Source organism: Nostoc sp. CALU 1950 (assembly GCF_051172895.1).
Taxonomy (GTDB): Bacteria; Cyanobacteriota; Cyanobacteriia; order Cyanobacteriales; family Nostocaceae; genus Nostoc; species Nostoc edaphicum_A.
Window position 1 is genome coordinate 1 of record NZ_JBDNJQ010000242.1, and the last position, 8,464, is coordinate 8,464.

An 8,464-nucleotide genomic window follows, 5' to 3' on the forward strand; every position below is an offset into this window, starting at 1 on the left:
CTTTCCTGCTCTCTATTTTACGGTTCTATGCAGCCTCACATAGAATTGGTATTAGGAAAAGAGAAGTTTTGAGTGGAGGCTTTCTCCACTTAGGCTTTATTAGTAGGTACGGCTTTTACTCTTTTGGGTATATCACTTTGGGTAGTTAAAACTTATAGCCAGCATAGTTAAAATTTTAATGGTGCTTAAAAACTATCTGAATATGTAGAATGCCAACTGCTTTAATTACTGGTGCCTCTAGTGGTATTGGTAAAGCCTTTGCTCAAGAACTAGCCGCACGCAAGACAAATCTTGTACTTGTTGCTCGTTCTGAAGAGAAACTAAACCAATTAGCTAAAGAATTACGAGAACAACACAAAATTCAAGTAGACGTTATAGTAAAAGACCTCACCGAACCTAATGCAGCTGCTAGTGTGTTTGATGCCACTAAAGTAAAAGGGTTAACCATTGATTTGTTAATCAATAATGCTGGTTTTGGTTACTATGGGGACTTTGCTGAAGGTGATGGAGGAAAGCAAGTCAAAATTGTACAATTAAACATTTTAGCATTGGTAGATTTAACCCATAAATTTCTCCCTCTGATGCGGCAACGTCGCTCTGGAAGTATTATTAATGTATCCTCAATTACGGCTTTTCAACCGATACCATACCTTTCTGTTTATGCTGCCAGTAAAGCTTTTATTCTCAGCTTTAGTGAAGCGCTATGGGCAGAAAATAGTCAATATGGTGTACGTATTTTAGTTACTTGTCCAGGGCCAATAGAAACAAACTTTTTTGCAGAAGCTAATTTTCCTCCAGCGCTAGCAAGCAGTACAGATAAAGTGTATTCTTCCGAAAAAGTGGTTTGCGAATCTTTAGAGGCTTTGGAAAAAGGGTATCCAACTGTTATTAGTTCTGATACTAAGACTCAAATTAGAAGCAAATTATCTCGACTCGTGCCACGGAAACTTCTGCTGAATATGCTAGCAAAACGCTTTCAAGCCTAATACCATTTCTGTTTGAAGATGTGCTTATAGGACAATACGCTTGGGTTAAGGGTAATTGGTCTTTGAAGACGCGATAAATCGCGTCTCTACATGAGGGTTTTGTTGCTCATTCTGAACTGTATTGGCCTATAGGACTGATGCAAAACTACAGACTGTAGCGGCAATTCATGAATTGCCGCTACGCGAATAAACCGCAGCCTCACATAGAATTGGTATAAGTATATATTTACAAGTTAGGAGTTACGAATTTTAACTCTTAACTTCTCACTCTTCACTGATTACACATACCTTGTTAATTGAACTCGGTAACGGTCTTTTTTTGTAACGGCGATTTCACCAACTTCTAAACGTCCTTTAGAGCGAATGGCGATTAAGTCGCCTGATTTCACTTGAGAACTAGCTTGGGTAACTTCCTTCCAATTGACGCGGACATCACCAGCATCAATGAAATCAACCATTTTGCTGCGGGACATGCCAAAACCAGCAGATGCGATCGCATCTAATCGCAAAGAAGCCTCCACAGTAGTTAATTCTTTTTTCTTTGGTTCCCGAACCCTTAGTTCAGTTACCTCAATTTGCTGAGTTTTCACAGGAACCGATCGCACCTGTTTAAGACTCATTTCCAAAAATTCCACCAACTCTGGTGCGACAATCGCCTGCGCCCCTCGTTCTCCCAAGACAATAACATCTCCCGTTTTTTCACGAACAATTCCCGTTCCCAACATTGCGCCTAAAAAGTCGCGGTGAGAGGCGGTATCAAACAGGAAATTACCAGCAATTTCCACGGCGACAAGGCTGACTTGAGATTGATCTAAGGGAAGTTCCGAACGAGCGATCGCTATTCTTTGACGTTCAGCTTGCGGATATCCACCCCACGCTGTCAATTGCACTTCTGTTAATCGGTTAAACACCCGTTGAATTTCTACCAACTCTGGGGGAGATAGGAAATCAGTCAAAACCACTTCCCAAGTTTTGATCGCTTGCTCTGCTTGGTCGATTACACGAGCTACACTATCTCGATTTTCAACACCTTTTAAAAGTTCTTCTCGTGGCAACATTCTTAAAAATTATGAGTTATGAATTGAGAATTAATCTGCTATAACTATCTTGATTTTAACTTTAATTCCCATTTCAGCAGATTTTCATCTCTACCATTTTGTTGCATTCCGAATTTTTCCAGAATGCAAATTGAGGCAGTGCGATCGTTCTTTTGAGTTCCGGCTGAGTAAAGGCAAAATTGAGCAGTGTTTCTACTGTTTCAAAAAAAATCCCTGCTGGCGATCAGCTGATAGCACTTCCTATTGGAATTTGTTTTTGATTGCAGCGACTTAAACCACCTCCAAAAAACAGGAAGCAACTCAAGTCGCTGTGTCAGAATGTGTAAACTATGATTCATTCAATACACAGTATTTGTGTCGGCATAACCTTGGATATTTTCTGGATCAAACTGACGTAATATTCGAGTTGCTTGGCGAGTCAGAATTTCAGAACCTTGAACGGCAACTAAGTATTTACCCGCATCTAAGCGGTTGCGATAGGGTAAAGCATCACCACTACCTAGGAGTAAACCGACTCCACCACCCACTAACACACCACCCATAGCACCACTCGCAGCACCCAGCAGTCCGCCAACGATGTGATTGCCAACTTCACCCGCCCACGCAAAAGTATCTAAACCAGTGATGAGGCTGAATGTAAAACCTGCAAAAAAGCCAAATGGTATCAGCCAGGTTGCCATCAGTTTTGCTTGCTTTTTAGCTTGGTCTTTGGGGTCAATTAAGCCAAACTCGTCAGCCGTTTTATACCCCCTCCCCAGGATGGTACTGTTTATGCCTTCTTTTTCTAAAGCTAAGTAAGCAGCTTCGGCTTGAATGCGGTCTTGTAATACGGCAACAAGGTAATTCATTGATTTTACAATTTGTCTAATAGAAGTTTTGCCTTAATTAACAGCGTATCAGTCCTGGTCGAATCAAACCGTTGTGCGGAGTCATTTGTCATTGGTCATTTGTCAAATGACACTAGGTTAAGACACAGGCTTTACCTTCACTGGTTCCCAGCCTCCAGGCTGGGAAACGATCCTGGAAGGGCTGCCGCCTTCTCTTTGTTGACGAGAGGCAGCAGCCCCTAGGAAGACATTCCCAGTCTTAAGGCTGGAAATGAGGTGATAATCAGGCTACACAAGTCTTTGGGCTTTTCTTAGTCCTAACCAATAACTAATGACCAATGACTAATGACAAATGACAAATGACCAATGACTAATGATTAATGACTATTATGGATTTTTTAGCAAACCCCTGAAATACTGTGAATTACGAGTGGCGTTGGGTTAAAAAAGAAACATGAAAATCATCAAACCCATCACCAATTGGTTAGAAACCCGCGCCAGTGCCCCTGCATACGGCGGTTGGGTACTAGCAGCAACGGCGATTTGTTTTTTTGGGGCAGGTATAAATACGATGGCTGGTTGGCTGTACGCCATTAGCGGCATCAGTTTTGCCCTTTTGGGTGTAGCAGCCATTTTACCGCCGCGATCGCTCACAGGTCTATCCATCACTCGCCGTCCTATGCAACCTGTGTCAGCAGGCGATGATCTGACTGTCGAGTTAGAAATCCGCAATCAGACACAGCAGCCTGTAAGTTTGTTGCAAGTCGAGGATATACTGCCTTTCGTTTTAGGGAAACCAATACAAAAGGCAATAGAAACAATTCCTAGTCAAGGTAGTTACCGTTGGGTATATTACCACCCTACCCAGCGCCGGGGCGTTTATCGCTGGCACACAGTCGAACTGGGTTCTGGTGCGCCTTTGGGATTGTTCTGGTGTCGCCGTCAACGTGATTGTGCAGCCACAGCGATCGTCTATCCCACAGTCTTACCTTTGTCTACCTGTCCCTTAGTGGATGAAATGGGGCAAGAAGAGAGTAAAAGGGGCGATCCTCGTGGCAGACCCTTGCAGACAGCGACAACGGGGTTGGTGCGATCGCTCCGTCCTTACCGCGTCGGAGATCCAACTCGTCTAATTCACTGGCGGACTAGCGCTCGTTATGGTGAATTAAGGGTGCGGGAGTTAGAAATGGTGACAGGTGGACAAGAAATAGTTATTGCCCTTGACAGCGCTAGCAATTGGGAAGAAGAAAACTTTGAGCAAGCAGTAATTGTCGCCGCATCGCTGTATTTTTATGGGCAGCAACAGCAATTACAGGTGCAACTATGGACAGCATCAACAAATTTAATAAAAGGCGATCGCTTTGTTCTAGAAACTTTAGCAGCAACAACCGCCCTAGAAGATGCCAGTTCAGTAGTTCCTAAAAGTTATCCCTTGATTTGGCTGACTCAAAACCCCCTGAGTCTCTCTACTCTTCCTCAAGGTAGCCGCTGGGTTTTGTGGCCAAATATTTCCTCACCAGCAGAACAAGAGGTAACCAATTGGGAACATCCTGGTATAGTTTTGCAAAGCGATCGCCCACTGCAACCCCAACTACAAAAAACATTACGTTCATAAAGGTATTGGGCGTTGGGCATTGGGCATTGGGCATGGGGCATTGGTTATTTTCCTTGTCCCCCTCATCCCCCTCATCCCCCCACTCCCCACTCCCCAGACAAATTAAGCTTCTGTGATTTCTTAGATTTTCTCTGATCCCAGTCCACCGGACATATCAGCCTTTGAACAAGCAAGGTTGGGGAAATACACCCAGTAATCCCCTAGTGCGACTGAGGTACAATGCAAAGAAATATTTAAATTATGAGCGACATGATCACATCAGAACATAACACAAAATCCAGCGATAAAAGCCTAGAGGCAATGCGGCATTTTTCCGAACAATACGCCAAGCGGACTGGAACATACTTCTGTTCTGAACCTTCTGTTACCGCAGTTGTGATTGAAGGGCTAGCCAAACATAAAGACGAACTAGGTGCGCCTTTATGTCCTTGTCGCCATTACGAAGATAAAGAGGCTGAAGTCCATGCCACGTACTGGAACTGTCCCTGTGTGCCAATGAGAGAACGCAAAGAGTGCCATTGTATGTTGTTCCTTACCTCTGACAACGAGTTTGCTGGAGAACAACAAGAAATCTCTCTCGAAACAATTAAAGAAGTAAGAGACAGCATGGGATGAGCGAAACCATCCCCCAAGAGTTTTGGCAAGGCGTAGAACAATTTAATTCTGGTCAGTTCTACGCCTGTCATGACACTTTAGAGGCTTTGTGGATTGAAGCCAGTGAACCGGAAAAAAGCTTTTATCAAGGCATTCTCCAAATTGCTGTCGCACTGTATCATTTGGAGAATCGGAACTGGCGAGGTGCAGTAATTCTACTTGGAGAAGGCAGCAATCGTCTACGCCGTTACCCATCTAGTTACGAGGGTGTTGACGTAGATGAGCTATTGAGTCAGAGCGCAACATTGTTGACGACATTACAACAAATAGGGCCAGATAAGATTGCATCAGGTGATCTGGGTGAAAATAAAGTATTATCTTTGCCTAGAATTGTGCTGACTACTGATTAGACATCTGTTGAAATTAGTTATGCATTACCCGAAATCCTTGGTAGGCAACATTCATGTAGACGTAGAGCGGCTACTCTTACAAGAACGCTTTCAGCATATTGTGCCTACCTCATTTTCATAGAGATGCCAATTACCTGAAACCTTGAGGTTGGGGGTAGCGTCACTATTTCAGCCAGTAGTTATCGTAAATCACTCCAGATTGTATATTTCATATCTGGATAAAGTACTTGAGATAATTAGAATACAAGCTGCAATCCTGAATCCCAAACTCCTATGATGCCCTGTTATCAATTGCCCATATCACAAATGCGTCGCTTTGGATTAGCTTTAATGCTGCCAGCTGCACTTTTGGGCGCTTTTACATTCCCTACCCAACTGCAAACCGCTACTGCACAAACGGCTGAGGCAAATCGCCCTTTGACTATCCGTGCTGATGTGCAAGAATATGACGCCAAAAACCAAGTAATCACCGCTCGCGGTAATGTGCAAATGTTGTATCCTTCTCGCCAACTTCAAGCAACATCTGCCCAAGCACAGTACTTTAGTAAAGAACGCCGAATTGATTTCACGGGTAACGTCTATATTTTGCAACAGGGTGGTAATAGTATTCGGGCAGAGAAGGTAACCTATTTAATTGATGAAGGGCGATTTGTCGCTCTACCTCAATCCAACCGTCAGGTAGAGTCTATCTACATGATTCAGGAATCAGAGAATAATGCACAAACTGCGGCACCTGCCCCACAGACACCAGCATTCAAGCCTTCTAATTAGCATTTACCACCAAGAAAGGGTGCCTCCAGCGTGAAAATTGTTTTAGAGAATATTCACAAATCTTACGGTAAACGAGTAATTGTCAATCGTGTAAACCTTTCTGTTGCTCAGGGCGAAATCGTTGGTTTACTAGGCCCCAATGGGGCTGGTAAAACAACGACCTTTTACATTGCGACAGGTCTAGAAAAACCTAATCAAGGAAAAGTCTGGCTAGGTAATCTGGATGTTACGGGAATGCCAATGCATAAAAGGGCACGATTGGGTATTGGTTATTTAGCACAAGAACCAAGTGTTTTTCGTCAACTCTCGGTACAGGATAATATTCTGTTGGTGCTAGAGCAAACGAATGTGCCACGATGGGAGTGGTCAAGACGACTCACAACTTTACTGCGGGAGTTTCGGTTGGAAAAATTAGCCAATAGCAAGGGCATTCAACTTTCTGGTGGTGAGCGACGGCGGACGGAATTAGCAAGGTCTTTAGCGGCTGGGCAAGAAGGGCCAAAATTTTTACTTTTGGATGAACCATTTGCAGGAGTTGATCCGATCGCAGTTTCAGAAATTCAGCAAATTGTGGCACAACTGCGCGATCGCGGCATGGGAATCTTAATTACAGATCATAATGTCCGCGAAACCCTGGCCATAACCGATCGCGCCTACATCATGCGCGAGGGACAAATCCTCGCTTTTGGTGGTGCTGACGAACTCTACAGCAACCCCCTCGTGCGGCAATATTATTTAGGGGATAATTTTCAAGTCTAAATTCATAATTATTTAATTAATAATTTCAAAGGATATTTTGATTTCTATTCTTAAACATGAATTTATTAGTTAATTTTTTGCTATTTAAAATTAAATTTTGATACTAAATACAGTAGATATACTTTGCTTCACCAGGGTTGCCAATATTTAACTGTTAAACCGGCTTATGATATCAAAGAAGTTCACGTTTTTTTATAGTCTCCATTCGCTGTTGCCTTTTACGATCATGGATCGCTATCTTACCAGCGAATTGTTAGCGCCGTTTTTCTTTGGTGTCGGAGCATTTTCATCAATTGGCGTCACTATTGATGCTGTATTTGATCTGGTCAGAAAAATCGTAGAATCTGGGCTACCCATAGATATTGCTATTCAAGTTTTTTTGTTAAAGTTTCCCAACTTTATCGTTTTAGCTTTTCCCATGTCTACGCTGCTGGCTACTTTGATGACCTACAGTCGTCTTTCTAGCGAGAGCGAATTAATTGCCCTGCGTGGTTGTGGGGTGAGTGTTTATCGGATGGTGCTAACTGCTGTGATGTTGAGTCTTTTAGTCACAGGAATGACGTTTGTGTTTAACGAACAGATTGCGCCAGCAGCAAATTACCAAGCGGCGATGACTTTAGAGAAAGCTCTTAAATCAGACAAACCAACTTTTAAACAGCAAAATATTTTCTATCCTGAATACCAGGATGTTGTCCAGCCAGATGGTTCTAGGAGTAGGATATTGACACGCTTGTTTTACGCCGACCAATTTGATGGTAAGCGTATGACAGGTTTGACGATTATAGATCGCTCAACAAAAGGTCTGAATCAAATTTTGGTATCTGAATCTGCCCAGTGGAATCCTTCTCAAAATGTCTGGGATTTTTACAACGGCACGATCTATTTTGTCGCTGCCGATCGCTCCTATCGCAACATCGTTAGATTTGAACAGCAACAATTGCAACTACCGCGCACGCCGTTAAGTCTGGCAGAAAAAAGCCGAGACTATGGTGAAATGAATATTTCTGAAGCGTTAGATCAACTAGAAGTAGAATATCTTGGTGGCGATCGCCAAAAAATTCGTAAACTCCAAGTGCGGATTCAACAAAAAATCTCTTTACCCTTTGTCTGTGTAGTTTTTGGCTTAGTAGGCGCAGCGATGGGAAGCATACCCCAGCGGACCGGAAGAGGTACCAGCTTTGGGATTAGCGTCGTAGTAATTTTTTCGTACTACTTAATTTTCTTTATTAGTGGTGCGATCGCACAAGCAGGTGTCCTCTCTCCCTTTTTGGGAGCTTGGTTGCCCAACTTTGTTTTTTTGGGAATAGGTTTATTCTTATTGATGCGAGTTGCGAAACGATAAATTGAGGGACACGGGGAAATCAGAGGCAATTTTACCTTGTCCCCCTTGTCCCAATACGGTTCGGTTAAGGCAAAAGACGCGATGAATCGCCGTCTCTACAAT

9 protein-coding genes are annotated in these 8,464 nt (G+C 43.1%); 7 read left to right on the forward strand and 2 right to left on the reverse strand.

Annotated features, from left to right (window positions below; translation table 11 throughout):
- Positions 1-209 precede the first annotated feature (209 nt).
- A complete protein-coding gene (locus ABF638_RS35380; RefSeq protein ID WP_435027453.1) occupies positions 210-986 on the forward strand; it encodes an SDR family NAD(P)-dependent oxidoreductase in 777 nt (258 codons plus the stop codon).
- Between the two features lie 278 nt (positions 987-1,264).
- On the opposite strand, the gene ABF638_RS35385 is transcribed toward ABF638_RS35380, so the two are convergent.
- Both ABF638_RS35385 and ABF638_RS35390 read right to left on the reverse strand, forming a co-directional pair.
- Positions 1,265-2,044, reverse strand: a complete 780-nt coding sequence (locus ABF638_RS35385) for a photosystem II S4 domain protein (protein ID WP_181931302.1) — start codon at positions 2,042-2,044, stop codon at positions 1,265-1,267.
- 338 nt (positions 2,045-2,382) lie between these two features.
- Positions 2,383-2,892 (reverse strand): hypothetical protein, encoded by a 510-nt coding sequence (locus ABF638_RS35390; RefSeq protein ID WP_435027454.1) that lies wholly within the window; start codon positions 2,890-2,892, stop codon positions 2,383-2,385.
- 433 nt (positions 2,893-3,325) lie between these two features.
- Here ABF638_RS35390 and ABF638_RS35395 point away from each other — a divergent pair, with 433 nt between their 5' ends.
- From ABF638_RS35395 to ABF638_RS35420, 6 genes are all read left to right on the forward strand, one after another.
- Entirely contained in the window at positions 3,326-4,486 is a 1,161-nt protein-coding gene (locus tag ABF638_RS35395; RefSeq protein WP_435027455.1) for a DUF58 domain-containing protein, read from the forward strand.
- A gap of 249 nt (positions 4,487-4,735) precedes the next feature.
- Positions 4,736-5,101 carry a ferredoxin thioredoxin reductase catalytic beta subunit gene (locus tag ABF638_RS35400; protein ID WP_251955895.1) on the forward strand — a complete coding sequence of 122 codons (366 nt, stop codon included), beginning with the start codon at positions 4,736-4,738 and terminating at the stop codon, positions 5,099-5,101.
- A complete protein-coding gene (locus ABF638_RS35405) occupies positions 5,098-5,490 on the forward strand; it encodes a DUF309 domain-containing protein (protein ID WP_435027456.1) in 393 nt (130 codons plus the stop codon). Before ABF638_RS35400 ends, ABF638_RS35405 begins: the two co-directional genes overlap by 4 nt.
- Positions 5,491-5,763: 273 nt before the next feature.
- Entirely contained in the window at positions 5,764-6,261 is a 498-nt protein-coding gene (locus tag ABF638_RS35410; RefSeq protein WP_435027457.1) for an LptA/OstA family protein, read from the forward strand.
- 30 nt (positions 6,262-6,291) lie between these two features.
- Positions 6,292-7,020, forward strand: coding sequence for an LPS export ABC transporter ATP-binding protein (lptB, locus tag ABF638_RS35415; RefSeq protein WP_190911860.1), 729 nt, complete (start codon positions 6,292-6,294; stop codon positions 7,018-7,020).
- A 226-nt stretch (positions 7,021-7,246) separates the two neighbouring features.
- The gene (locus tag ABF638_RS35420; protein ID WP_435027458.1) at positions 7,247-8,362 is read left to right on the forward strand and encodes an LptF/LptG family permease; all 1,116 of its coding nucleotides are present in this window, start codon (positions 7,247-7,249) and stop codon (positions 8,360-8,362) included.
- Positions 8,363-8,464 lie beyond the last annotated feature (102 nt).